This is a genomic window from Sabulicella rubraurantiaca (assembly GCF_017355885.1).
Lineage (GTDB): Bacteria > Pseudomonadota > Alphaproteobacteria > Acetobacterales > Acetobacteraceae > Roseococcus > Roseococcus rubraurantiacus.
Window position 1 is genome coordinate 108,970 of the sequence record NZ_JAFEUU010000010.1, and the last position, 21,089, is coordinate 130,058.

The following is a 21,089-nucleotide window of genomic DNA, read 5'->3' on the forward strand; positions in this document are numbered from 1 at the left end:
GGGAGGGTACATGACCTTGACACCGCAGGCCAAGGGCGACGCAACCCATGGGCGAGCGAAGCCAATCTATCACAAAGAATGAGTGTAGAGTCTGCCAGTAACGGTCAGAGTGGCGCTAACCGTCGCTGCGTGGCACCCACGGCAGGCTGGCGACGCCGATGCCCTCTTCGCGCAGCGCCTCGGCCTCTTCCTCGCTTGCCTCTCCATAGATGCCGCGATTCTCGGACTCGCCGTTGTGGATGCGGCGCGCCTCCTCGGCGAAATCGCGGCCGACATAGTCGCAATTCTTCTCCACCTCGGCGCGGAGGCGCTGAAGCATGGAAAGCACCTGCGCCGGGATGGCGCCGGAGGCAGCGGGGGCGGGTGCAGGCGCTGGGGCCTTGGCGGGCGTCGGCGGTGGCGTCGCCTCGGCCGGGTCGGGGCGGCCCTTCACCCCCGGCGTCTTGGCGATGCGCGGCGTCATCAGCGCCTTCGCGACCTTCGTGTCGCCGCAGACCGGGCACTCCACAAGGCCAGCGGTCGCCATGCGGTCATAGGCGCCGCCATCCTTGAACCAACTCTCGAATTCATGCGCCTTGGCGCAGCGCAGCGCAAAACGGATCATGCTCCCCGACCATCATCACGCGGTCGCGAAGGCGCCGCGCGCCCTTCACAATATGGGCTGGCACTCGCGAGTGTCGAGTGCCAGCCGGTCAGCCCGCCAGCATCGCGTCCAGCTTGCCGGCACGATCCAGCGCCGCGAGGTCGTCGCTGCCGCCGACGCTCTGCCCGTTGATGAAGATCTGCGGTACGGTCGTGCGTCCGCCGGAGCGCTGAATGGCGTCGCGCCTCTCCTGGCTGCCATGCGGGGCGTCGTGCTCGGTGAAGGAAACTCCCTTGCGGGAGAGCAGCGCCTTGGCACGCTCGCAATAGGGGCACCAAGGGGTGGTGTAGATCTCGATCTCAGCCATGGCGCGATAACGCGCGCGCCGTGCTTCGGTCGTCAAGCCATCCCTTCCAGCCTGGGATCGGGGACGCGGGCGGCAGCCAGGACGGAGACGCGCGCCGTCCCCGCCGCCAGCAGGGCGCGGGCGCAGGCATCGGCGTTGGCGCCGCTGGTCAGCACATCATCTACCCGAACGAGCCGCCGCCCGACGACCAGCGGCACCATGGATCGCGGAACGGCGAAGGCGCCCTCCAGCGCCACGCGCTGCTCCAGGGCGCCGCGCTCGCCCAGCGGCGCGGTGGCGCAGCGACGTTCCAGAGCATGGGAATGCACCGGAAGACGCCCGGCCAGCCGCCCCAGCGCCACGGCCAGCAGCGCTGCCTGGTTGTGGCGACGGGACAGGAGGCGCCAGCGATGCAAAGACACCGGCACCAGCGCGTCGGCCGCTTCCCGCATCCTCCGCCCGGCACGCAACATCATCCGCGCCAGGGGAGCGGCCATTTCCGTGCGGTCGCGATGCTTGAAGGGCAGGATCAGCGCCTTCGCGCCCGCAGCGCAGCGCGAGCCTCGGCGAAGGCGGGGGAAGCGCGGCGCAGCCGGGGCAGAGCCCGCCGCCCCCCACCGCCTCGCCCTGCCGGTCATGGGCGAAGGGCACGCCGCAGCACAGGCAATGCGGCGCGGAAACGGGCGAAGGCAGCCGAAGCACGGGGGGCACAGCCCGCCCTGCTCGGCCACTGGGGTGTCGCAGGTCAGGCAGGTCGGGGGAAACAGGGCGTCGAGCGCCCGGCGCCCTACCAGGCGCCGAAACGCGCATCTCCGTCCCGCGCCACCCCGTTCACCAGGTCGATCTCCCAGCGCAGATATTCGTGCATCGCCGCCTCCTGGCCGCTGTTGCGGTCATAGGGGCGGAGATACCAATCCACGCAATCCTCGTCCTCCGGGTGGTGGCGGTCCGCAGCCATCGGACGGCCCTCGGCCTTCCAGGCCTTCACCCCGCCCTGGAGCACCCGCGCCCCCGGGATCTCGGCGGCGGCGAGGTGCGCGAGCGTCTCGTCCGGAGCGGTGACGACCACGGGCTTCGCAAAGGCGGGAACGCGGCCGCGCACTGCCCAGCGGCTGCCCGGGATATGCGCCGCGCGGAAATCAATGGAGCGGGCGAGATCCACCACCTGAACAGCCTCCCCCAGGGCGGCGAGTTCGGTGGGGGTGACCGTCGCGGCCTGCCGGAGCTCCGGCACCTCGGGGCGCCAGGGGCCGGCTTCGAGCGCGCCGTCCAGCGCGCCCTCCACCACCAGCACCTCCCACCCGCCCAACTGGCGCAGCCAAGCGCCGGTCATGCGGGCGCGCACCGTGTCATTGTCGGCCAGGATGACGCGGGCGCCGCGCACCGCCACCCACTGGTCGGTGGCCTGCACGAGCTGGCCGCCCGGGGCATGGCGGAAGCCGGGGATGTGCCCGGCCTCGTATTCCTCCGGCGTGCGGACATCGAGGGCGTAGGTGGTGCGGTCCTGCGCGGCGACGAGGCGTTCGGCCTCGGCGCGCGAAACGGTCCGGACGCCATGCTCCCCCGCGAAGCGGGCCGCGCGCCCCAGGGCTTCCTTCGCGGTTCCGGGGGTGCCAGGGGCGAAGGAGCGGGACACGCCGCGCTCGCAGGAGAACCCGGCCAGTTCCCAGCCCATCGTGCCGTTGCGCAGCGCCACGACGCGGTTCGGCACCCCGGCGCGGCGCAGGCTTTCCGCCCCCATGATGGAGCGTGTGCGCCCGGCACAGTTCACCACGATGGTGGTGTCGGCATCGGGGACGAGGTCACCGATCCGGTAAGCGAGTTCGCCGCCCGGCACGTTCAGCGCGCCTGGGATGGTCATCTTCACGAACTCGTCCATCGGCCGGCTGTCGAGGATGACGTGCTTCTCTCCCGACCGGACCAGCGCGTCGAGCTCCGGCGGGTCCAGGCTCTCCGTGCCGTAATGGTGCTCCACCCACTCCCCGAAAGCCTTGGAGGGGACGTGGACGCCGCTGAACAGCGGAAAGCCGGCGGCCTCCCAGGCGGCATTGCCGCCCTCCAGCACCGACACATCGGTGCAGCCGATGCCGCGCAGGTATTCCGCCAGCCTTGCTGCGTATCCCTCGCCGCCATCCACGCAGATCACGGGGATGCCGCGCTTCGGCAGAAGCGCACGGGCGCGCAGCTCCTTCTTGGACAAGGGGCAGGGCACGGCCCAGAACAGGTGGGAGCGGCCGAACTCCCCCTCCTCGCGCGCGTCGAGGATGGCGAGCTCGCCGCCCGCGCCGATCAGCTGCTTGAGCGCAGCGGCGGTGATGGATCGCATTACTTGTCGGTGCCTGCGGTCGGCTTCATGAAGTTCTTGTTGTAGTAGGAGACCTGCCCCGTCTTGTCGTCGAAGGCGCGGCGGCCATCCAGCTTCTCCAGCGCCAGACCGTACATGTGCAGGTGGCGCGTGGGCCTGGTGCCGGTGGTGTGGATGGAGTGGATGTCCTCGGGCATGAGGCAGATGCCGCTTCCCGGCTCCACCATCACCTCCTCCTTCACGCGCATCTCGCAACGCTCGGGGTCGGAGCCGTCGTCGAGGCGCTCATAGACCTTGTTCAGCTCCTGCCCGTCCACGGCGACCACCACGGCCCAGGTGGTGTGGTCGTGCGGCTTGGTCTCGTTGCCGGGGTTCAGCGCATTCAGGTAGAGGGCGAAGCGGTTGTTGTCCTCCTCGCGCAACAGGTAGCGGTTCGAGCCCTTCTCGCCATTGGGCGGGGGCGGGAACTCGTTGCTGGGAAACAGGTGCTCCTGCGCGGCCAGGGCCAGGAGCTCCTCCCGGATCGCCTCCAGCGCTGGGCGGGTGACGCCCATGCGCCCCTCGATGTCGCGGATGCGGGCGACGGTGGCAGCGACGGCGGCGGAGCGCGCGGCCTTCACATCCATCTGGTTCATCGGTTCCCTCCTGCCGGTCCGGGCAGACTAGGCCTCAGCGCCCCACCTGTCATGGCCCCGCTTGCACCTGGCCCCGACGCGCCGCATCTGCCGCGGATGGAAGTGATCTTCGACCGCCCCCTCCTCGCCCGGCGCCGGGACCGCGCGGCGCGGCAGGTGAATACGGTCGCCCCGGTGCTGGGAGCGGCGGCGGAATTGCTGCTGGAGCGGCTGGACGACACAACCCGCCGCTTCGAGGCGGCGCTGGAGATCGGCGGGCGCGGCGTGGTGGCCCCGCTGCTGCGTGGGCGCGGCATCGCTTCCGTCGTGTCCCTGGACCTGTCCCCTGCCATGGCCGCCCAGGCCGGCGGCCTCGCCGTGGCGGGAGACGAGGAGTTCCTGCCCTTCGCGGAGGGGAGCTTCGACCTCGTCGTCGCCTCGCTTTCCCTGCACGGCGTGAATGACTTGCCAGGTGCCCTGGTGCAGATCCGCCGGGCGCTGCGGCCGGACGGGCTGTTCCTCGCCTCGCTTCCCGGGCTGGGAACCCTGCAGGGGCTGCGCGAGGCCCTGGCCAGCGCGGAAAGCGAGCTGCGCGGCGGAGTGTCGCCCCGCGTCTCGCCCTTCCCCGAGTTGCGCGACCTCGCGGGGCTGCTTCAGCGCGCGGGCTTCGCCCTGCCCGTGGCGGACCGTGACTCCCTGCCGCTGCGCTATGCGACGCCGATGGGGCTGGTGCGCGACCTGCGCGCCGCAGGCGAGACGGCGGCGCTGGTGGCGCGGGACCCGCGCGTGCCGCCGCGTGCCCTGTTTCCCCTCGCCTTCTCGGCCATGCCCCTGGCTCTCAGCCTGGAAATCCTGGTGATGACGGGCTGGTCGCCCCACCCCTCGCAGCAGCAGCCGGCGCGGCCGGGCAGCGCCGACGCGCGGCTCTCGGACGCGCTTGGCGTGCCGGAACGGCGCCTGCCCGACAATCCGGGTTGAACCCTGGGGCCACCGGGCGCATTTTGCGGGGAAATCCCCATTTCACCCCGATGACGGGCCGGACCCGAACGATGGACAAGCAAGGCGGCGAATCGCGCCGCATCATCCTGCACGATCCCGCCGACTTCGAGGGGATGCGCCGCGCCGGCCGCCTCGCGGCCGAATGCCTGGACATGATCGCCGCCCATGTCCGCCCCGGTGTCTCGACCGGGGAGCTGGACCGCATCCTGCACGAGTTCATGCTGGCGCATGACGCCGTGCCGGCGACGCTCGGCTACCGCGGCTACACCAAGTCCTCCTGCATCTCGATCAACCACGTCGTCTGCCACGGCATCCCGGGCGAGCGCGTGCTGGCCGAGGGCGACATCCTCAACATCGACGTGACGCCCCTGCTCGATGGCTGGTACGGCGACACGAGCCGCATGTTCGTCGCCGGCGAGCCCTCGACCAAGGCGCGGCTGCTGATGGACGTGACCTACGAGGCGATGATGCGCGGCATCGCCGCCGCCAAGCCGGGCAACACCTTCGGCGACATCGGCCACGCCATCCAGAGCTATGCGGAGCGGCACCGCTTCTCGATCGTGCGGGATTTCTGCGGCCACGGCATCGGCCGCACCTTCCACGCGCCACCCAATGTGCTGCATTTCGGCCGCCCCGGCGAAGGGCCAGAGCTGAAGCCCGGCATGTTCTTCACCATCGAGCCGATGGTGAATGCCGGCCGCGCCGAGGTGAAGATCCTGGACGATGGCTGGACGGCCGTGACGCGCGACCGCTCGCTCTCCGCCCAGTTCGAGCACATGGTCGGCATCACCGAGACGGGCTGCGAGATCTTCACCCTCAGCCCCGCCGGGCTGCACAAGCCGCCCTACGCGTGAGCGCAGGCGCCCCCGCCGCCCCGGACTGGCCGAGGCGGGCGGGCTGTTCGGCCTGACGGACGAGGCCGCCGCCCCCGCCGTGCCGGGCGCCGAGGGGCAGTGGGCGCGGATGCGGCAGAAGCTGCTGGAGGCGGGACCCGCTGCCCTGCTCGACCACGAGCTGGACGAGATGGTGCTTTTCCTGGCCCTGCCCCGCCGTGACACCAAGCCCATCGCCAGCGCCCTGCTGGCGCGGTTCGGCGGCTTCGCCGAGGCCATCGCCGCCCCCAATTCGGAACTGCGCGAGGTGGAAGGGCTGGGCGAGGCCGGGGTCGCTGCGCTGCGCACCGTCCAGGCCGCGGCGCTGCGCCTGTCCGAGCGGCAGCTGCGCGACGCGCCCGTGCTCCATAACTGGGACCGGCTGCTGGACTACCTGACCGCCGCCTTGTCGCGCGAGCGTGTCGAGCAGTTCCGTGTCCTGTTCCTGGATGCCCGCAACCGCCTCCTCGCCGACGAGGTGCTGGGGACCGGCACGGTGAACCACGCGCCGGTCTATCCGCGCGAGATCATGCGCCGCGCCATCGCCCTGCACGCCACGGCGCTGATCCTGGTGCACAACCGCCCGAGCGGCGACCTCACCCCCTCCCGGGCCGATATCGAGATGACGCGGGAGGTGGCCGAGGCGGCGCGCATAATGGGCATCGCGCTGCACGACCATCTCATCATCGGGCGGGGCGGGCATTGCTCGCTCCGCAAGGCAGGGCTGCTGGCGGGCTAAGCCGCGCCCGCTCAGCGCCGCAGCGAAAGGGCGAGGTCGCGCAGGAAGGCTTCGGCATCCGCCACGGGTGGGTCGCGACGCGGCATGGAGACGCGGGCGCGCACCATCTGCCCGGCGACCGCGCCGACGCAGGCCTTGCCCTGGACCGGCTGCCGCCCATAGGCGCCTTCCAGCTCGGCGCAGCGGAACAGCCCGGCCTGCTCCGTCTCACGCACCACGCGCAGGCGACGATGTGCACCGCCACCGCGCGTCACATCCTCGGTCCAGCGGTGGAACTCCGCCTCCACTTCCGGCGCGCGGAAGCCGTCGAGCAGCGGGGCATCGGGGCGCAGCACCTGCACCACCGCGGCGGCACGGTTGCCCGGCGTCGCATAGGCCACCTCCTGTCCCGGGCGCGGCGCGGAGATCACCGCCGTGCCGCCGCGCGAGAAGCCGGACAGGCTTTCGGGCAGGCGGCTTGCGAGGACTTCCGGCGTGGCAGCGGGCGGCGCGGCAGGCGGCGCCTCCTCGGGCGCCGTACAGGCGGCGAGGAGGAGTGTGATGCCGAGCGCCAGCCCGCGCGCGGTCAATGCCCGGGCGCCTCGGGCAGCGGCAGACCCAGGGCGAGGTGACCGTTGGCGATCAGGATTCCTTCCCACAGCAACTCCAATCCGATCCATGCAATCAGGGCCACGCCGATGTAGGCGATGACGCGGAACCGGTCGAGAAGGCGGGCGAGCCATCCGCCCAGCACGCCCATCATGACGATGGACACGCCGAGGCCGAGCGCCAGCAGCGCGAAGTTGGAACGCGCGACGGCGGCGACGGCCAGCACGTTGTCCAGGCTCATCGAGACATCGGCGATGATGATCTGCCACAGCGCGGCGACCAGGGTCTTGCGGTCCCCGCCGCCCTCCATCTCTCCGGCCCCCGCCACGAGCTCATGCAGGAAGGAACTGGCGATCCACAGCAGCGCGGCGCCGCCCGCAATGTCCACCCACCACAGCGCCAGCAGGAAGGACGCGAAGACCGAGAAGGCGATCCGCAGCAAGGCGGCGGCGGTGATGCCGAACAGCACGGCGCGGTTGCGCTGCGCCTCGGGCAGGCCGGCGGCAGCGAGGCCGATGACCACGGCGTTGTCGCCGGACAGGATGATGTTGAGCCACATGATCTGGGCCAGGCCCGGCAGGGCACTGCCGATCGCTTCCATTCACGCTCTCCGTGGAAGAGAGGGCGTGCGAATGCGCAGCCCTTCCCGGCCGAGTGGCCGGAGGGCTGAAGCTAGGCCCATGCCTGGGCGAAGTCCTGTTCGGAGGGTGACGCGCGGCTTAACGAAGGGAGAGGCCCTGCATGGCGCTTCCGTCACGTGCCGCGGCCGAAGGCGGGGCCGCAGAGCGGCCCTCGCAAGTGTCACAGCCGCACCGGCAGCCTGCCTGGAATGGCGGGGCCGCCGAGGCAGCCCCGCGCCCGGCCTCACTGGGCCGGGGGCACCATGGCCGGCTGCATCGTGGCCGGCGTCGGCTGGACGTGGTTCAGAGGGGTCGGCACTTCCTCGTCGTGGTGGCGGGTGGCGGAGGAAACCGCCTTCACCGCCAGCGTCGCAATGGCGGAGAGCACGATCACCTGCAGCACCGTCGCCCCGGCCCAGATATAGGGCGGGAAGACGCCCGGCAGGGCCAGGTAGCCCATGGGCAGCAGCAGGAAGGCATAGGAACCGGGAACCCGCTCCGCCACCTCGGACGTGCCCTCGTAGATCATGGCGCCCGCGACATAGAGGATGATCAGCAGACCGACCCAGGCGATCCAGCGGTGCTTGTTCAGCAGCTTGGCGATGAAGCTCGCGGCCACGCCCATCAGCACCACCGAGATGGCGAGGCCGACGATCAGCACATAGGGGTGGTCCTTCGCCGCGCCGGCCACGGCCAGCACGTTGTCGAGGCTCATGGAGACGTCGGCGATCAGGATCTGGGTGATGGCCTGGCGCAGCGACTTGCGGGGCGCGCGGCTCTCCGCCTCGGCCACCGCGGCGTCGGGATCGCCGTCGTGCCCGCCCTCGCGCAGCTCGCGATACATCTTCCAGCACACCCAGAGCAGCAGCAGCCCGCCCGCCAGCAGGATGCCGACCACGGACATGAGCTGGACGGTGATGCTGGCGAAGGCGATGCGCATCACGGTGGCGGCGCCGATGCCCCACAGGATCGCGGTACGGCGTTGCTCCACCGGCAGGCCTGCCGCGGCCATGCCGACCACGATCGCGTTATCGCCTGCGAGGACGATGTCGATCAGCAGCACCTGGAAAAGTGGGACGAGCCATTCCGGCATGGCGGACCTTCCACATGAATTTCTTGTAATGCCAAACTGCGCCGCAGATGGCCGTTTGCTCATGAACGATTTGGCGTTGCGCGTCAAAGCCCGCTTGCTCTCAGGCGTTACAGGGGCGAAAGGGGCGGCCTGATCTTTCACTCCCTGTCCGAGGCCGCCCATGGTTCCCCGCTACACGCGCCCGCAAATGGCCGAGATCTGGTCGCCCGAGGCGCGCTATCGTATCTGGTTCGAGATCGAGGCCCTGGCGGCCGAGGCCATGGCCGAACTCGGCACCATTCCCGCCGAGGCGGCGAAGGCCATCCGCGAGGGCGGAACCCGCAAGACCGCGAACATCACCGCGGCCGACGTCGAGCGAATCGACGAGATCGAGCGGGTGACGCGCCATGACGTGATCGCCTTCCTCACCTGGCTGGGCGAGGGGATCGGCGAGCACGCGCGCTACATGCACCAGGGCATGACCTCCAGCGACGTGCTCGACACCTGCCTTGCCGTGCAGATGACCCGCGCGGCGGACCTGCTGATCGCGGATGTCGAGGCGGTGATGGCGGCGCTGCGCACCCGCGCGCTGGAGCACAAATACACCCCGACCATCGGCCGCTCCCACGGCATCCATGCCGAGCCGACCACCTTCGGCCTCAAGCTGGCCGGACATTACGTGGAATTCGGACGCAACCTCGAGCGGCTGAAGGCCGCGCGGGCCGAGGTCGCGACCTGCGCCATCTCCGGCCCCGTCGGCACCTTCGCCAGCGTGGACCCGCGCGTCGAGGCGCATGTGGCGGAGCATCTCGGCCTCACGGTGGAGCCTGTCTCCACCCAGGTCATTCCGCGCGACCGCCATGCTGCCTTCTTCTGCGCCCTCGCCGTGGTGGCGGGCGCCGTGGAGCGGCTGGCCACGGAAGTGCGCCACCTCCAGCGCTCCGAGGTGCGGGAGGCGGAAGAATTCTTCCACGCCGGGCAGAAGGGCAGCAGCGCGATGCCCCACAAGCGCAACCCGGTGCTGAGCGAGAACCTGACCGGCCTAGCCCGCCTCGTGCGCGGCTATGCGTTCCCGGCGCTGGAGAACATCACCCTCTGGCACGAGCGCGACATCAGCCATTCCTCCGTGGAGCGGGTGATCGGCCCCGACGCCACCATCGCCCTCGACTTCGCCCTGATGCGCCTCGCCGGCATGGTGGAGAAGTTGACCATCTATCCGGAGCGGATGGGGGAGAACCTCGAATCGCTCGGCGGTGTCGTCCACTCCCAGAAGGTTCTGCTGGCCCTCACCCAGGCCGGGCTGTCGCGCGAGAACTCCTACGCCGCCGTGCAGAAGGCAGCGATGGAGACGTGGCTCGGCCTCGGCAAGGCGGACTCGCGCCGCTTCGCCGAGAACCTGCTGGCCGTGCCGGAGGTGGCGGGACACATGGACGCCGCAGCACTGTCGGCGGCGATGGACCCGCAGCGGGATTTCCGGCACGTTGATACGGTCTTCGCGCGCGTCTTCGGAACACCCTGAAGACGCCACGATTCCGCCACGCCGTCGTTATTCTATTCAGAACGAACCAACAGGAGCCGTGCCATGCGACCCCTTCGCACCATGATCCTTGCGGGGCTCGGCGCGATGCTCGCGGCCGGCGCCCAGGCACAAAGCATTACCTTCGGCTTCGGGCCGTCCTATGTCGCCCCGCCGCCGCCGGTCTACTACGCGCCCCCGCCGCCGCCGGTCTACTACGTGCCGCCGCGCCCTGTTTACGTGCCGCCGCCCCCGCCGGTCTATTACGCGCCGCCGCGCTACTACGGGCCGCGCTACTACCCGCCGCCGCACCGTCATCGTGGCCCGCCGCCGGGGCATTGGCGCCACCGCCACTGGTAGCCGCCTTCCGCCCCGCGCATGATCGGGGCGGATGTGCACTGTGATTCTCTGGCGCGGCGAGGGGCGATGCTGCCTCGCCGCCAATCGCGATGAAAGGCTGGACCGCGCCTGGGATCCGCCCGGCCCCTTCTGGCCGGGCATCATCGGCGGACGTGACCGCAGCGCCGGTGGAACCTGGCTGGCGATGAACCGGCACGGCGTCGTGGCCTCGGTGCTGAACCGGCCCGGCACGCTGGGTCCGGCCGCCGGCAAGCGTTCGCGCGGGGAATTGCCCATCCTGGCCCTCGGGGCCTTGACCGCTGCCGATGCCGCCGCCCGCATCGCCGCGCTGCCCGCCGCGGAGTGGCGCCCCTTTCACATGGTCATCGCCGATGCCCGGGAAGCCTTCTTCCTGTGTGGCCTGGGCATGGGTACGGCCGAGGCCATCCCGCTGCCGGAGGGCGTGTCCATGGTGACGGCGCACCCGCCCAATGACCGCGCTTCACCCCGGACCGCGCGCCACCTCCCCCGCTTCCGGGCCGCGGCGCCGCCCCGCCTGGGCGACTGGGGGGCTTGGCCCATCCTGCTCGCCGATTCGGAGGGTGCGGCGGCAGAAGCGTTGAACGTTCCGCCCCTCGGCGGCTTCGGCACGGTCTGCGCCTCGTTGGTGGCGCTGGAGCGGGATGGGCAGGAATGGCTCTTCGCCCCTGGCCCTCCGGACCGCGCCGCCTTCGCGCCCGTCCCGCTCGACCAAGGCCACGCCGGTCAGCCATGCGTGGCACGCGGGGTGGAAGCTGCTATACCGCGCCCGAGTTTCTGAGAGGTTTTCCCATGGCGCGTCGCCGGCAGCTCTACGAGGGCAAGGCCAAGATCCTGTTCGAAGGCCCCGAGCCCGGCACCATCGTCCAGTATTTCAAGGACGACGCCACGGCCTTCAATGCCCAGAAGAAGGGCACCATCACGGGCAAGGGCGTGCTCAACAACCGCATCAGCGAATACCTGATGCAACGCCTGACCGAGATCGGCATCCCCAACCACTTCATTCGCCGGCTGAACATGCGCGAGCAGCTGGTGCGGGAGGTGGAGATCATCCCGCTCGAGGTGGTGGTGCGCAACGTCGCCGCCGGCTCGCTGGCGACGCGGCTGGGCATCCAGGAAGGGACGCGGCTGCCGCGCTCCATCATCGAATACTACTACAAGAACGACGCCCTCCAGGACCCGATGGTCAGCGAGGAGCACATCACCGCCTTCGGCTGGGCCTCGACGCACGACCTGGACGACATCGTCCAGCTGACGCTGCGCGTGAACGACTTCCTCACCGGCCTGTTGCTGGGCGTCGGCATCACGCTGGTGGACTTCAAGCTGGAGTTCGGCCGGCTGTGGGAGAATGACGAGATGCGCATCGTCCTGGCCGACGAGATCAGCCCGGATAATTGCCGCCTCTGGGATCTCAAGACCGGCGAGAAGATGGACAAGGACCGCTTCCGCCGCGACCTCGGCAAGGTCGAGGAAGGCTACCAGGAGGTCGCCCGCCGCCTCGGCATCCTGCCCGAGGCCGGGGTGCGCGACATGAAGGGGCCGGAGGTGATGCAGTGACGAAGCTGAAGGTCACGGTCTTCCCCAAGGCGGGCGTGCTGGACCCGCAGGGCAAGGCGATCGAGCGCGCGCTCGGCAATCTCGGCTTCGCCGGGGTGGGTGAGGTGCGCGTCGGCAAGGTCATGGTGGTCGAGGTGAATGAGGCCGACCCGGCCAAGGCCCGCGCCCTGGGCGAGGACATGGCGCGCCGCCTCCTTGCCAACACCGTGATCGAGAGCTTCACGGTGGAGGCGGCATGACCGCGGCCGCGGCGGCGGATGGGTTCCGGCAGCGCTCGCTCCGCGTCTTCATCGCGGTGTCGGTTGCGCTCGTTGTCTGGCGCCTGCTGCTCGCCGTGGCCTTCCTGCTCTTCGGCCCGCCGCTGGACGTGGCGCCGCAGCACCACACGACGCAGATCTTCTTTGTGCTGAGCAAGGCAGTGCTGGGCGGGCTGTTCTGGCCCGTCTCGCTCGCCCTGTCCTGGCGCGACCCCGTGGGCTGGCTCTTCTACCCATGGTGAAGCTCTCCCTCCTGCTGATGGTCGTGGCGACGGTGTTCGTCGCCATGGGGCTGCGCTGGCGGGAGGAGCGGCTGGGCGTCGCGCGGACGCGCGGCCTCGTGGCCGGGGGAAAGGCAAAGCTGAACCGCTGGGTCACGGCCGCCGCCATCTCGGCCATCGGCACCTCCGTCGCGCTCGGGGTGCTGCACTGGGCGCGGGTGCTGGGGTGACCGGGCTGCAGGCCGGCCTCACCTGGCTGGAGATCGAGCAACCGCTTTGGCTCGCCCTGGCTTGGCCCCTGCTGATCTCCGGCGTCGCCGTGGCGCTGCTGGCGCTCGGGGCGCTCGTGCTGCCGCCCAGCTGGCGCAGCGTCTTCCCACCAGGCCCGGCCTTCGTTGCCTGCTTCCTCCTCGCCCCCGTCGTGCTGGTGGCCGGCATCGCTGCCGCCGCCTTGCTGCGCGACGATGGCGAGCCCAACTTCCCTTCGCTCGAAGCCACCGAGGCCCCACGCCAGGTGGATCCTCGCTGGCGGCATCTCGATCCCCGTCGCCCGCCCCGCGAGATTCAATAAGGAACCCCGGTCATGAAGGCCGCCATCGTCCATTTTCCCGGCACCAACCGCGAGCGCGACATGGCGATCGCGCTGCGCCAAGCCTCCGGCCAACGGCCGCAGATGGTCTGGCACCGGGAGACGGAGCTTCCCTTGGGCCTCGACCTCGTCGTGCTGCCGGGCGGCTTCTCCTATGGCGACTACCTGCGCTGCGGCGCCATGGCAGCGCAGTCGCCGGTCATGGGCGCGGTGCGGGATTTCGCCGCGAAGGGCGGGCACGTGCTGGGCGTGTGCAACGGCTTCCAGATGCTGACCGAGGCGGGGCTGCTGCCCGGTGCCCTGCTCCGCAACGCTTCGCTGCGCTTCCTCGCCATGGATTGCACCATGAAGGTGGAGCGGGCGGACACGGCCTATACGCGCCACTTCCAGCCCGGCCAGCGCTTCAAGGCCACCATGGCGCATGGCGACGGCAACTACTTCGCCGATGACGCGACGATCGAGCGGCTCGAGGGCGAGAACCGCGTCGTGTTCCGCTACGACGACGAGAACCTCAACGGCTCGCGCAACGCCATCGCCGGCATCTGTTCGGAGAATGGGCGGGTGCTGGGGCTGATGCCGCACCCTGAGAATTGCGTGGACCCCATCGTGGGCGGCGAGGATGGGCTGCCACTCTTCCTGTCGCTGGCGGAGAGCTTCGCCGAGGCAGGCTGAGGGCTGGACATTCCGCGCGCCCCTGGGGAGAAGCACGGCATGACCGCCCTGCCCCTGCTGGACCCCGCCCGCGCCGCGCAGCTTGCCGCCGAGTTCGGCCTGAAGCCCGACGAATACGAGCGGGCGCTCGGCATCCTCGGCCGGACGCCGACCCTCACCGAACTCGGCGTCTTTTCCGTGATGTGGAGCGAGCACTGCTCCTACAAGTCGTCGCGCGTTTGGCTGCGCGAGCTGCCGACGAAGGCGCCTTGGGTGCTTGTCGGACCAGGCGAGAATGCGGGCGTCATCGCCATTGGCGAGGGGCTGGCCGCCGTCTTCAAGATGGAAAGCCACAACCACCCGAGCTTCATCGAGCCCTATAATGGCGCGGCGACCGGCGTGGGCGGCATCCTGCGCGACGTCTTCACCATGGGCGCGCGGCCCATCGCCAACCTGAATGCGCTGCGCTTCGGCGACCCTGCCCTGCCCCGCACGCGGCAGATCCTGGACGGGGTGGTGCGCGGCATCGGCGGCTACGGCAATTGCGTCGGCGTGCCGACCGTGGGCGGCGAGGTGAATTTCCACCCGGCCTATAACGGCAACCCGCTGGTGAACGCGATGACGGTGGGCATCCTGCGCGCCGACCGCATCTTCACCGCCGCCGCGACCGGCGTGGGCAATCCGGTGGTCTATGTCGGCTCCAAAACCGGACGCGACGGCATCCACGGCGCCACCATGAGCAGCACGGAATTCTCCGCCGACAGCGAGGAGAAGCGCCCCACCGTGCAGATCGGCGACCCCTTCGCCGAGAAGCTGCTGATCGAGGCCTGCCTGGAGCTGATGGCGACCGACGCCATCGTCGCGATCCAGGACATGGGCGCGGCGGGGCTGACCAGCTCCAGCGTGGAGATGGCCGGCAAGGGTGGCATGGGGATCGAGCTGGAACTCGACTCCGTCCCGCAGCGCGAGACCGGCATGACCGCCTATGAGATGATGCTGAGCGAAAGCCAGGAGCGCATGCTCATGGTGCTCAAGCCGGGCCGCGAGGCGCTGGCGGAGAGCATCTTCCGCAAGTGGGAGCTGGACTTCGCCGTGATCGGCCGCCTGACCGATACAGGGCGCATCGTGATCCGCCACAAGGGCGTGACGGAGGCCGACATCCTCCTCGCGCCGCTGGAATCCGAGGCGCCGCTTTATCGCCGCCCGACGGAAGAGACGCCGAAGCAGCCTCCCCTGGGCGAGGTGGCGGATCCGGTGGGGCTGCTGCCGGCGCTGGAGAAGCTGGTGGCCTCGCCCGACCTCTGCTCGCGCCGCTGGATCTGGGACCAGTACGACGCCCAGGTGGGCGGGCAGACCAGCAAGCGCCCCGGTCAGGCCGACGCCGCCGTGGTGCGGGTGGAGGAAAGCGTGGATGCGGGCGGCAGGCTCGCCGTGGCGCTCACCACCGACACCACCCCCCGCTACTGCCAGGCAGATCCGGAGGAAGGCGGCAAGCAGGCCGTGGCCGAGGCGTGGCGCAACATCACCGCCACCGGCGCCCTGCCCCGCGCCATCACCGACAACATGAATTTCGGCAACCCCGAGAAGCCGCGCATCATGGGCCAGTTCGCCGCCGCGGTGCGCGGCATGGCGGCCGCCTGCATCGCGCTGGACTTCCCGGTCGTGAGCGGCAACGTCTCGCTCTACAACGAGACGGAAGGCCGGGCGATCCTTCCCACCCCGGCCATTGGCGGCGTCGGCGTGCTGGAGGACGTGGCGAAGGCGGTCGGCCTCGCCCTGCCCCCTTCCTGCGACCTCGTCCTGGTCGGCGAGACCGTGGGGCATCTGGGCCAGTCCCTCTGGCTGCGCGAGATCGCGGGACGCGAGGAAGGCCCGCCCCCGCCCGTGGACCTCGCGGCGGAGCGGCGGAACGGTGATTTCGTGCGTGGCGAGATCCTCTCCGGGCGGGTGCGCGCCTGCCATGACTGCGCCGATGGCGGGCTGCTGGTCACGGTGGCGGAGATGGCCATGGCCTCGGGCGTGGGCGCCACGCTGGACGCCCAGGGCGATCACCGTTTCTGGTTCGGCGAGGACCAGGCCCGCTATGTCCTGGCAGTGGAAAACGGGTCCGCGCTGCTGGCCGCCGCCGAGGGCGCCGGGGTGCCGGCGCGTCGCCTCGGCCGCTCGTGCGGCGGGGACTTGGTTGTGCCGGGGGCGGGTGCCATATCGGTGGCGAAGCTGGCGGCCGCGAACGAGGCGACGCTGCCGGCCCTGATGCAGGGGGTCTGAACCGCATGCCGATGCAGCCGGCCGAAATCGAGGCGCTGATCAAGTCGGCGCTTCCCGATGCCCAGGTCACGATTGAGGACCTGGCGGGGGATGGCGACCACTACGCGGCCACCGTGGTGAGCGAGAGCTTCCGCGGGCTGAGCCGGGTGAAGCAGCACCAGATGGTCTATGCCGCGTTGCAGGGGCGGATGGGCGGCGTGCTCCATGCGCTGGCGCTGCAGACCAGCGCGCCCGATTGAACGGAGAGAATGTGATGAGCGATGTGAACACCCGCATCCAGGCGGAGATCGACAGCCAGCCCGTGGTGCTGTTCATGAAGGGCACGCCGGTCTTCCCGCAATGCGGCTTCTCCGCGCGGGTCGTGCAGATCCTTTCGCACCTGGGCGTGCCCTTCAAGGGCGTGAACGTGCTGGAGGACATGGAGATCCGCGAGGGGATCAAGGCCTACAGCAACTGGCCGACCATCCCGCAGCTCTACGTCAAGGGCGAGTTCGTGGGCGGCTGCGACATCGCCATGGAGATGTTCCAGTCCGGCGAGCTGCAGCAGATGCTCAAGGAAAAGGGCGTGGAGACCCAGGCCGAGGCCTGAGCCCCGCTTCTACCCCTGCGCGGTCGCCAGCGCGCCGCGCAGGATCACCACCTCGTCCAGGAGGTCGCCGAAGCCGAGAGGCTGCGGCGCGGACAGGACGCGGCAGCGCAGCAGGCGGTGCGCGCCGTGTGACTCCGCCAGTTCCATCTCGGGGAACGGCCCTTCCGGCGCGCCGGGGACCAGCGCGACCGTGACCAGCGTGCCGCCGCGGGCAAAGCGATCCAGCGCCTCCCCCGTTTCGGCCCAGAGCGTGGGGGTGGCCGTCGTTTCTTCCACCACCTGCAGCAGCATCTTCGCATGGAGGCCACGCAGCGAGTCGCGCAGCCGCAGCGCCGCCCGCTCCAGCGCCGCGTAGCCTTCTTCCGTAGACGGATCGGCGCGGTGGAAGACCGTTTCGCCGTATTGCTCCGAATAGCGCAGGTGCCGCGCCAGATGGCCCTGGCTGCCCGCAGGACGGTCCTCTGGCCGGATCGGAACCAGATGGCGCGGCGACAGCAGCGCGTTGAGATTATCCGTGAGAGCGTCGCGCACCGCCTCGGGCGGCAGGGTCATCCAGTCGAAGGGGCCGGCCCAGCGGCGCAGCCCGGCACGACGCAGCATCCCGGCGACGCGCGGCGCGCAACCGGCCGAGATGGTGGCGATGGGGGTGGGGCGCAGCGACAGCCCGGGCGCAACGAAGTTCTGCAGGCTGCGCTCGCCCACCAGGCGAACGGCGCGCTCCTGCGCCTCCGGGCATTCATGGATCAGCTTGACGAAGCCGGAAACGACGGTCTGCAGATCCGCGCCCTCGGCGCGGCGGAGCAGCTCGTCCACGAAGGCCTGACGCCAGGCCGGGTCCACGGTGCGGCCCAGGATTCCCTGGTGCGAGGCCTCGACCAGCAGGGAGAAAAGCTGGGCAAGGCTGACGGCTTCGGTCGTGCTCGACATGCCGGCCGTGTTTGGGCGGGGTGGGCCGGCGCCGTCAAGCGCCGGCCCGTCCGGTCAGCGCGAGTAGAACTCGACGACCAGGTTCGGCTCCATCTGCACCGGGTAGGGCACGTCGGAGAATTTGGGCGTGCGGATGAAGCGGCCCTTCATCGCGCGGTGGTCCACCTCGATGTATTCCGGCACGTCGCGGCCGGCTTCCTGGGCGGCGTCCAGCACCATGGTCAGCTGCTTGGACTTCTCCTTCACCTCGATCACGTCATTGTCGCGGAGGAGGTAGGAGGGGATGTTCACCCGCTTGCCGTTCACGGTCACGTGGCCGTGGTTGACGAACTGGCGCGCCGCGAAGGGCGTCACGGCCAGCTTCATGCGGTACACCACCGTGTCCAGGCGGCGCTCCAGCAGGTCGATCAGGTTCTCGGAGGTGTCGCCCTTCCGGCGAACGGCTTCCTCGTAATACTTGCGGAACTGCTTCTCGCCGATGTTGCCGTAGTAGCCCTTCAGCTTCTGCTTCGCCATCAGCTGCACGCCGAAGTCGGTCGGCTTCTGCTTGCGGCGCTGGCCGTGCTGGCCGGGGCCATAGGTGCGGGCGCCCTGGTCGCCCTTGCGGGGCTTGGAGACCGGCGACTTGGCGCGGCCCCAGAGGTTCTCACCCAGGCGGCGGTTGATCTTGTACTTGGAAGCAAGGCGCTTGGTCATGCGCGGCATCGCCGGCGCCTTTCGGGCCGGCCCTTCTTCGTGGTGCGGCTGGCACGATGGCCCCCGCGGGGTGTCCCGGTAGTCCCCTTCCCTCGCGGGCAGGGGCGGGCGCGTGCGGGAGCACGTCCTCGTTCCCAGGAATGCGGCGGGGTCTAGACCCCAGCCGGGGCCTTGTCAAACCGCCGCTTCCGCCCTCCTTTGGGCGCATGGTCACGCGCGAAGAGATCCTGGTCCTCGGCCTCACCGCCGGCGTCACCGGCAGCCTGGTGGGCGGGCTGATGCTCGGCATCGGCATGGGGCTGGTGGTTCAGGGCGCCCATATCGGCTGGCTGCTGGTGCTGCCCGGCGCGCCGGTGGGCGGGATGCTGGGCTACCTCTTGGCGCGGAAGCTGGCGAAGAAACTCGGCTAGTTTTCCGGCCGGCCGCGCCGCATCCGGCCGCGCGACAACTCGGCCACCACGCCGTGCAGGGTGCGAACCTCCTGCTCGGTGATCTCGCCGCGCATGAACCAGTGGCGCAGATTGCGGACCATGCCGGGGCGCTTCGCCTCGTTGCGGAGGAAGCCGCAGGCATCCAGCTCCGCCAGCAAGTGGTCCATCAGGTTTTCCACCTCGCCCTTGGTCGCCACCTCGGTCTTGTGCGTCTGGAGCACGCGCGGGGGCGTGACATCGGCGGCGGTCCACCACTCATAGGCCATGACCATCACCGCCTGGGCCAGGTTGAGCGAGGAGAATTCCGGGTTCAGCGGATAGCGGACCAGCGCGTCGCAGCGCGCCAGATCCTCCGCCTCCAGCCCTGCCCGCTCCGGGCCGAACAGGATGGCGTGGCGCAGGCCGCGCGCGCCGAACTCCCGCAGCTCCGCCGCCGCCCCGCGGGCGGTCAGCACGGGGGTGACGACGTGCCGCGGGCGTGGGCAGGTGCCGAAGACGCGGTGGCAGTCCGCCAAGGCGGAGTCCAGGTCCGGAAATACCTGCGCTGCATCCAGGATGCGGCCCGCCCCGCTCGCGGTGGCCCAGGCACGCGGCTGCGGCCATCCCTCGCGCGGGGCGACGAGGCGCAGATGGAACAGCCCCCCATTGGCCATGGCCCGCGCCGTGGCGCCGATATTCTCCGCCAGTTGCGGCCGCACCAGCACGACGATGGGGGATTCGCCGGGCGGCGGCTCCAGCGGCGCCGCGCCGTCCTCGTCGCGCATCAGCCGCGCCCGATTTCTGGAAGGCGCAGCATCAAAGCCGCCGCCAGGTGGTGCCGCCCGGCCCATCCTCCAGCACGATGCCCTGAGCCTTGAGGTCGTCGCGAATGCGGTCCGCTTCGGCGAAGTTCCGCGCCTTGCGGGCGGCGAGGCGGGCGGCGATGGCTTCCTCGACCGCCGCCGCATCCACCCCGCCGCGCAGCCAGGCGGAAGGATCGCCCCCCGCCACGCCCAGCACGGCGGCAGCTTCGCGGAACGAAGCGGCGGCCACGCCCGGCGCCGGGGCTGCGCCGCGCCCGATCCGCGCCAGCACGGAGGCAGCGGACCCGCCCACCGTCGCCGCGTTCTCCAGCGTCCGCAGGTCGCGCAGCCGCGCCAGGGCCAGCGGCGTGTTCAGATCGTCCCGCAGCGGCTCCAGCGCCCATTCCACGAGGCCCGCATCGGAATCCGCCGCCGGCGCGCGGGACAGCATGGCGTAGTGGTCGTCCAGCTCGGCCTTGGCCTCGTCCAGCCCGGACTCGGTGTAGTCCAGGTCGGCGCGGTAATGGGTGCGCAGCAGCAGGAGGCGGAACGCCTCGCCCGCCCATTCGCCCTTCGCCAGCACGTCCTGCACGGTGAGGAAGTTGCCGAGCGACTTGGACATCTTCTCCCCGTTCACCAGCAGCATGCCGTTGTGCATCCAGGTATGGGCCATGAGCGGGGTGCCGAAGGCGCAGCGGCTCTGCGCCACCTCGTTCTCATGGTGCGGGAAGAGCAGGTCGTGCCCGCCACCATGGATGTCGAATTCCTCGCCCAGATGCTTCCACGCCATGGCCGAGCACTCGATGTGCCAGCCCGGACGGCCGCGGCCCCAGGGCGAATCCCAGCCGGGCGCGTCGGGCTCGGCGGGCTTCCACAAGACGAAGTCGCCGGGGTCGCGCTTGTAGGGGGCGACATCCACCCGCGCCCCCGCGATCAGCTCATCGGGCGAGCGGCCGGAGAGCCGTCCGTAATCGCCGAAGGAGGCGACGGAGAACAGCACATGCCCCTCGGCCGCATAGGCGTGGCCGCGCGCGATCAGCCGCTCGGCCAGGGTGATCATCTCGGCGATGTGGCCGGTCGCGGTGGGCTCCACATCAGGAGGCAGCGTGCCCAGCGCCGCCATGTCGCGCCGGAAGTCGGCGGTGGTGCGGGCGGTGATGGAGCCGATCGGCTCCCCGCTCTCCCTCGCGCGGGCGTTGATCTTGTCGTCCACGTCCGTGATGTTCCGGGCGTAGGTGACGCGGGGATAAAGGCGCCGCAGCAGCCGCGCCAGCACGTCGAACACCACCACGGGCCGCGCATTGCCCAGATGCGCGAGGTCATAGACGGTCGGGCCGCAGACATACATCCGCACATGGGAGGCATCGAGCGGCGCGAAGCGCTCGCGCCGGCGGGTCAGGCTGTTGTGCAGGTGCAGTTCGGTCATGGCAGGGGTCCATCGGGCGGCGCGGCCGGAAATTCAAGCCCCGCCCCTTCCGATGGAGGGGAC

General features: G+C 70.4%; 27 protein-coding genes and 2 pseudogenes. 16 read left to right on the plus strand and 13 right to left on the minus strand.

Annotated features, from left to right (window positions below; translation table 11 throughout):
- Nucleotides 1–115: 115 nt before the first annotated feature.
- The 6 genes and pseudogenes from JTJ31_RS17120 to JTJ31_RS17140 form a co-directional block, all read right to left on the minus strand.
- The gene (locus JTJ31_RS17120; RefSeq protein WP_207539936.1) at nucleotides 116–604 is read right to left on the minus strand and encodes a DUF1178 family protein; all 489 of its coding nucleotides are present in this window, start codon (nucleotides 602–604) and stop codon (nucleotides 116–118) included.
- Nucleotides 605–692: 88 nt separating this feature from the next.
- Nucleotides 693–950, minus strand: coding sequence for a glutaredoxin 3 (grxC, locus tag JTJ31_RS17125; RefSeq protein WP_207539980.1), 258 nt, complete (start codon nucleotides 948–950; stop codon nucleotides 693–695).
- 32 nt (nucleotides 951–982) lie between these two features.
- Complete coding sequence (locus JTJ31_RS17130; RefSeq protein WP_207539937.1) at nucleotides 983–1,567, minus strand: ComF family protein; 585 nt, start codon at nucleotides 1,565–1,567, stop codon at nucleotides 983–985.
- 27 nt (nucleotides 1,568–1,594) lie between these two features.
- Nucleotides 1,595–1,789 (minus strand): annotated as a pseudogene (locus JTJ31_RS25415) (double zinc ribbon domain-containing protein); the annotation flags it as partial.
- Entirely contained in the window at nucleotides 1,717–3,255 is a 1,539-nt protein-coding gene (locus JTJ31_RS17135) for a rhodanese-like domain-containing protein (protein ID WP_207539938.1), read from the minus strand. The gene JTJ31_RS17135 and the pseudogene JTJ31_RS25415, both read right to left, overlap by 73 nt.
- Nucleotides 3,255–3,869 carry a cysteine dioxygenase family protein gene (locus JTJ31_RS17140; RefSeq protein WP_207539939.1) on the minus strand — a complete coding sequence of 205 codons (615 nt, stop codon included), beginning with the start codon at nucleotides 3,867–3,869 and terminating at the stop codon, nucleotides 3,255–3,257. The genes JTJ31_RS17135 and JTJ31_RS17140 overlap by 1 nt, the downstream gene beginning before the upstream one ends.
- Before the next feature lie 96 nt (nucleotides 3,870–3,965).
- On the opposite strand from JTJ31_RS17140, the gene JTJ31_RS17145 reads away from it, so the two are divergent.
- From JTJ31_RS17145 to radC, 3 genes are all read left to right on the plus strand, one after another.
- Nucleotides 3,966–4,826, plus strand: coding sequence for a class I SAM-dependent methyltransferase (locus JTJ31_RS17145; RefSeq protein WP_207539940.1), 861 nt, complete (start codon nucleotides 3,966–3,968; stop codon nucleotides 4,824–4,826).
- 71 nt (nucleotides 4,827–4,897) lie between these two features.
- Nucleotides 4,898–5,701 (plus strand): type I methionyl aminopeptidase, encoded by an 804-nt coding sequence (gene map / locus JTJ31_RS17150; RefSeq protein ID WP_207539941.1) that lies wholly within the window; start codon nucleotides 4,898–4,900, stop codon nucleotides 5,699–5,701.
- A gap of 79 nt (nucleotides 5,702–5,780) precedes the next feature.
- Nucleotides 5,781–6,458: a RadC family protein gene (gene radC / locus JTJ31_RS17155; protein WP_408015428.1), complete on the plus strand. Its 678-nt coding sequence runs from the start codon at nucleotides 5,781–5,783 to the stop codon at nucleotides 6,456–6,458.
- A gap of 11 nt (nucleotides 6,459–6,469) precedes the next feature.
- Here radC and JTJ31_RS17160 read toward each other — a convergent pair whose 3' ends face one another.
- From JTJ31_RS17160 to JTJ31_RS17170, 3 genes and pseudogenes are all read right to left on the minus strand, one after another.
- Nucleotides 6,470–7,027, minus strand: a complete 558-nt coding sequence (locus JTJ31_RS17160; RefSeq protein WP_207539942.1) for a hypothetical protein — start codon at nucleotides 7,025–7,027, stop codon at nucleotides 6,470–6,472.
- Nucleotides 7,024–7,647 (minus strand): YjbE family putative metal transport protein, encoded by a 624-nt coding sequence (locus tag JTJ31_RS17165; RefSeq protein WP_207539943.1) that lies wholly within the window; start codon nucleotides 7,645–7,647, stop codon nucleotides 7,024–7,026. The genes JTJ31_RS17160 and JTJ31_RS17165 overlap by 4 nt, the downstream gene beginning before the upstream one ends.
- A gap of 506 nt (nucleotides 7,648–8,153) precedes the next feature.
- Nucleotides 8,154–8,759, minus strand: a pseudogene (locus JTJ31_RS17170) (TerC family protein); the annotation flags it as partial.
- A gap of 160 nt (nucleotides 8,760–8,919) precedes the next feature.
- On the opposite strand from JTJ31_RS17170, the gene purB reads away from it, so the two are divergent.
- The 12 genes from purB (at nucleotide 8,920) to grxD (ending at nucleotide 16,764) form a co-directional block, all read left to right on the plus strand.
- Nucleotides 8,920–10,257 carry an adenylosuccinate lyase gene (purB, locus tag JTJ31_RS17175; RefSeq protein WP_207539945.1) on the plus strand — a complete coding sequence of 446 codons (1,338 nt, stop codon included), beginning with the start codon at nucleotides 8,920–8,922 and terminating at the stop codon, nucleotides 10,255–10,257.
- 63 nt (nucleotides 10,258–10,320) lie between these two features.
- A complete protein-coding gene (locus tag JTJ31_RS17180; protein ID WP_207539946.1) occupies nucleotides 10,321–10,614 on the plus strand; it encodes a hypothetical protein in 294 nt (97 codons plus the stop codon).
- A 31-nt stretch (nucleotides 10,615–10,645) separates the two neighbouring features.
- A complete protein-coding gene (locus JTJ31_RS17185) occupies nucleotides 10,646–11,413 on the plus strand; it encodes an NRDE family protein (protein ID WP_207539947.1) in 768 nt (255 codons plus the stop codon).
- Nucleotides 11,414–11,424: 11 nt separating this feature from the next.
- Nucleotides 11,425–12,189: a phosphoribosylaminoimidazolesuccinocarboxamide synthase gene (gene purC, locus JTJ31_RS17190; protein WP_207539948.1), complete on the plus strand. Its 765-nt coding sequence runs from the start codon at nucleotides 11,425–11,427 to the stop codon at nucleotides 12,187–12,189.
- Nucleotides 12,186–12,428, plus strand: a complete 243-nt coding sequence (gene purS / locus JTJ31_RS17195) for a phosphoribosylformylglycinamidine synthase subunit PurS (RefSeq protein WP_207539949.1) — start codon at nucleotides 12,186–12,188, stop codon at nucleotides 12,426–12,428. Before purC ends, purS begins: the two co-directional genes overlap by 4 nt.
- A complete protein-coding gene (locus JTJ31_RS17200; RefSeq protein ID WP_207539950.1) occupies nucleotides 12,425–12,688 on the plus strand; it encodes a hypothetical protein in 264 nt (87 codons plus the stop codon). The genes purS and JTJ31_RS17200 overlap by 4 nt, the downstream gene beginning before the upstream one ends.
- Nucleotides 12,682–12,897 carry a hypothetical protein gene (locus JTJ31_RS17205; protein ID WP_207539951.1) on the plus strand — a complete coding sequence of 72 codons (216 nt, stop codon included), beginning with the start codon at nucleotides 12,682–12,684 and terminating at the stop codon, nucleotides 12,895–12,897. The genes JTJ31_RS17200 and JTJ31_RS17205 overlap by 7 nt, the downstream gene beginning before the upstream one ends.
- Nucleotides 12,894–13,238, plus strand: coding sequence for a hypothetical protein (locus JTJ31_RS17210; protein WP_207539952.1), 345 nt, complete (start codon nucleotides 12,894–12,896; stop codon nucleotides 13,236–13,238). Before JTJ31_RS17205 ends, JTJ31_RS17210 begins: the two co-directional genes overlap by 4 nt.
- Nucleotides 13,239–13,250: 12 nt before the next feature.
- Nucleotides 13,251–13,928, plus strand: coding sequence for a phosphoribosylformylglycinamidine synthase subunit PurQ (gene purQ, locus JTJ31_RS17215; RefSeq protein ID WP_207539953.1), 678 nt, complete (start codon nucleotides 13,251–13,253; stop codon nucleotides 13,926–13,928).
- Nucleotides 13,929–13,967: 39 nt separating this feature from the next.
- Nucleotides 13,968–16,175: a phosphoribosylformylglycinamidine synthase subunit PurL gene (gene purL / locus JTJ31_RS17220; protein WP_207539954.1), complete on the plus strand. Its 2,208-nt coding sequence runs from the start codon at nucleotides 13,968–13,970 to the stop codon at nucleotides 16,173–16,175.
- A gap of 5 nt (nucleotides 16,176–16,180) precedes the next feature.
- Nucleotides 16,181–16,414, plus strand: coding sequence for a BolA family protein (locus JTJ31_RS17225; protein WP_207539955.1), 234 nt, complete (start codon nucleotides 16,181–16,183; stop codon nucleotides 16,412–16,414).
- 14 nt (nucleotides 16,415–16,428) lie between these two features.
- The gene (gene grxD, locus JTJ31_RS17230) at nucleotides 16,429–16,764 is read left to right on the plus strand and encodes a Grx4 family monothiol glutaredoxin (protein ID WP_207539956.1); all 336 of its coding nucleotides are present in this window, start codon (nucleotides 16,429–16,431) and stop codon (nucleotides 16,762–16,764) included.
- Nucleotides 16,765–16,773: 9 nt separating this feature from the next.
- On the opposite strand, the gene JTJ31_RS17235 is transcribed toward grxD, so the two are convergent.
- The gene (locus JTJ31_RS17235) at nucleotides 16,774–17,691 is read right to left on the minus strand and encodes a DUF1796 family putative cysteine peptidase (protein WP_207539957.1); all 918 of its coding nucleotides are present in this window, start codon (nucleotides 17,689–17,691) and stop codon (nucleotides 16,774–16,776) included.
- A gap of 54 nt (nucleotides 17,692–17,745) precedes the next feature.
- Nucleotides 17,746–18,387: a 30S ribosomal protein S4 gene (gene rpsD, locus JTJ31_RS17240; RefSeq protein WP_207539958.1), complete on the minus strand. Its 642-nt coding sequence runs from the start codon at nucleotides 18,385–18,387 to the stop codon at nucleotides 17,746–17,748.
- 206 nt (nucleotides 18,388–18,593) lie between these two features.
- On the opposite strand from rpsD, the gene JTJ31_RS17245 reads away from it, so the two are divergent.
- The gene (locus tag JTJ31_RS17245) at nucleotides 18,594–18,797 is read left to right on the plus strand and encodes a hypothetical protein (RefSeq protein ID WP_207539959.1); all 204 of its coding nucleotides are present in this window, start codon (nucleotides 18,594–18,596) and stop codon (nucleotides 18,795–18,797) included.
- Here JTJ31_RS17245 and JTJ31_RS17250 read toward each other — a convergent pair.
- Both JTJ31_RS17250 and cysS read right to left on the minus strand, forming a co-directional pair.
- Nucleotides 18,794–19,582: an RNA methyltransferase gene (locus JTJ31_RS17250; protein ID WP_207539960.1), complete on the minus strand. Its 789-nt coding sequence runs from the start codon at nucleotides 19,580–19,582 to the stop codon at nucleotides 18,794–18,796. The genes JTJ31_RS17245 and JTJ31_RS17250 overlap by 4 nt on opposite strands.
- A gap of 31 nt (nucleotides 19,583–19,613) precedes the next feature.
- Nucleotides 19,614–21,026 carry a cysteine--tRNA ligase gene (cysS, locus tag JTJ31_RS17255; RefSeq protein ID WP_207539961.1) on the minus strand — a complete coding sequence of 471 codons (1,413 nt, stop codon included), beginning with the start codon at nucleotides 21,024–21,026 and terminating at the stop codon, nucleotides 19,614–19,616.
- Between the last annotated feature and the right edge of the window lie 63 nt (nucleotides 21,027–21,089).

Excerpts from the sequence above, each read along its gene's own strand:
- JTJ31_RS17120 (WP_207539936.1), bottom strand. The coding sequence starts at position 604 with ATGATCCGTTTTGCGCTGCGCTGCGCCAAGGCGCATGAATTCGAGAGT.
- grxC (WP_207539980.1), bottom strand. The coding sequence starts at position 950 with ATGGCTGAGATCGAGATCTACACCACCCCTTGGTGCCCCTATTGCGAG.
- JTJ31_RS17130 (WP_207539937.1), bottom strand. The coding sequence starts at position 1,567 with ATGACCGGCAGGGCGAGGCGGTGGGGGGCGGCGGGCTCTGCCCCGGCT.
- JTJ31_RS17135 (WP_207539938.1), bottom strand. The coding sequence starts at position 3,255 with ATGCGATCCATCACCGCCGCTGCGCTCAAGCAGCTGATCGGCGCGGGC.
- JTJ31_RS17140 (WP_207539939.1), bottom strand. The coding sequence starts at position 3,869 with ATGAACCAGATGGATGTGAAGGCCGCGCGCTCCGCCGCCGTCGCTGCC.
- JTJ31_RS17145 (WP_207539940.1), top strand. The coding sequence starts at position 3,966 with ATGGAAGTGATCTTCGACCGCCCCCTCCTCGCCCGGCGCCGGGACCGC.
- map (WP_207539941.1), top strand. The coding sequence starts at position 4,898 with ATGGACAAGCAAGGCGGCGAATCGCGCCGCATCATCCTGCACGATCCC.
- JTJ31_RS17165 (WP_207539943.1), bottom strand. The coding sequence starts at position 7,647 with ATGGAAGCGATCGGCAGTGCCCTGCCGGGCCTGGCCCAGATCATGTGG.
- purB (WP_207539945.1), top strand. The coding sequence starts at position 8,920 with ATGGTTCCCCGCTACACGCGCCCGCAAATGGCCGAGATCTGGTCGCCC.
- JTJ31_RS17180 (WP_207539946.1), top strand. The coding sequence starts at position 10,321 with ATGCGACCCCTTCGCACCATGATCCTTGCGGGGCTCGGCGCGATGCTC.
- JTJ31_RS17185 (WP_207539947.1), top strand. The coding sequence starts at position 10,646 with ATGTGCACTGTGATTCTCTGGCGCGGCGAGGGGCGATGCTGCCTCGCC.
- purC (WP_207539948.1), top strand. The coding sequence starts at position 11,425 with ATGGCGCGTCGCCGGCAGCTCTACGAGGGCAAGGCCAAGATCCTGTTC.
- JTJ31_RS17200 (WP_207539950.1), top strand. The coding sequence starts at position 12,425 with ATGACCGCGGCCGCGGCGGCGGATGGGTTCCGGCAGCGCTCGCTCCGC.
- JTJ31_RS17205 (WP_207539951.1), top strand. The coding sequence starts at position 12,682 with ATGGTGAAGCTCTCCCTCCTGCTGATGGTCGTGGCGACGGTGTTCGTC.
- purQ (WP_207539953.1), top strand. The coding sequence starts at position 13,251 with ATGAAGGCCGCCATCGTCCATTTTCCCGGCACCAACCGCGAGCGCGAC.
- purL (WP_207539954.1), top strand. The coding sequence starts at position 13,968 with ATGACCGCCCTGCCCCTGCTGGACCCCGCCCGCGCCGCGCAGCTTGCC.
- JTJ31_RS17225 (WP_207539955.1), top strand. The coding sequence starts at position 16,181 with ATGCCGATGCAGCCGGCCGAAATCGAGGCGCTGATCAAGTCGGCGCTT.
- grxD (WP_207539956.1), top strand. The coding sequence starts at position 16,429 with ATGAGCGATGTGAACACCCGCATCCAGGCGGAGATCGACAGCCAGCCC.
- JTJ31_RS17235 (WP_207539957.1), bottom strand. The coding sequence starts at position 17,691 with ATGTCGAGCACGACCGAAGCCGTCAGCCTTGCCCAGCTTTTCTCCCTG.
- rpsD (WP_207539958.1), bottom strand. The coding sequence starts at position 18,387 with ATGACCAAGCGCCTTGCTTCCAAGTACAAGATCAACCGCCGCCTGGGT.
- JTJ31_RS17245 (WP_207539959.1), top strand. The coding sequence starts at position 18,594 with ATGGTCACGCGCGAAGAGATCCTGGTCCTCGGCCTCACCGCCGGCGTC.
- JTJ31_RS17250 (WP_207539960.1), bottom strand. The coding sequence starts at position 19,582 with ATGCGCGACGAGGACGGCGCGGCGCCGCTGGAGCCGCCGCCCGGCGAA.
- cysS (WP_207539961.1), bottom strand. The coding sequence starts at position 21,026 with ATGACCGAACTGCACCTGCACAACAGCCTGACCCGCCGGCGCGAGCGC.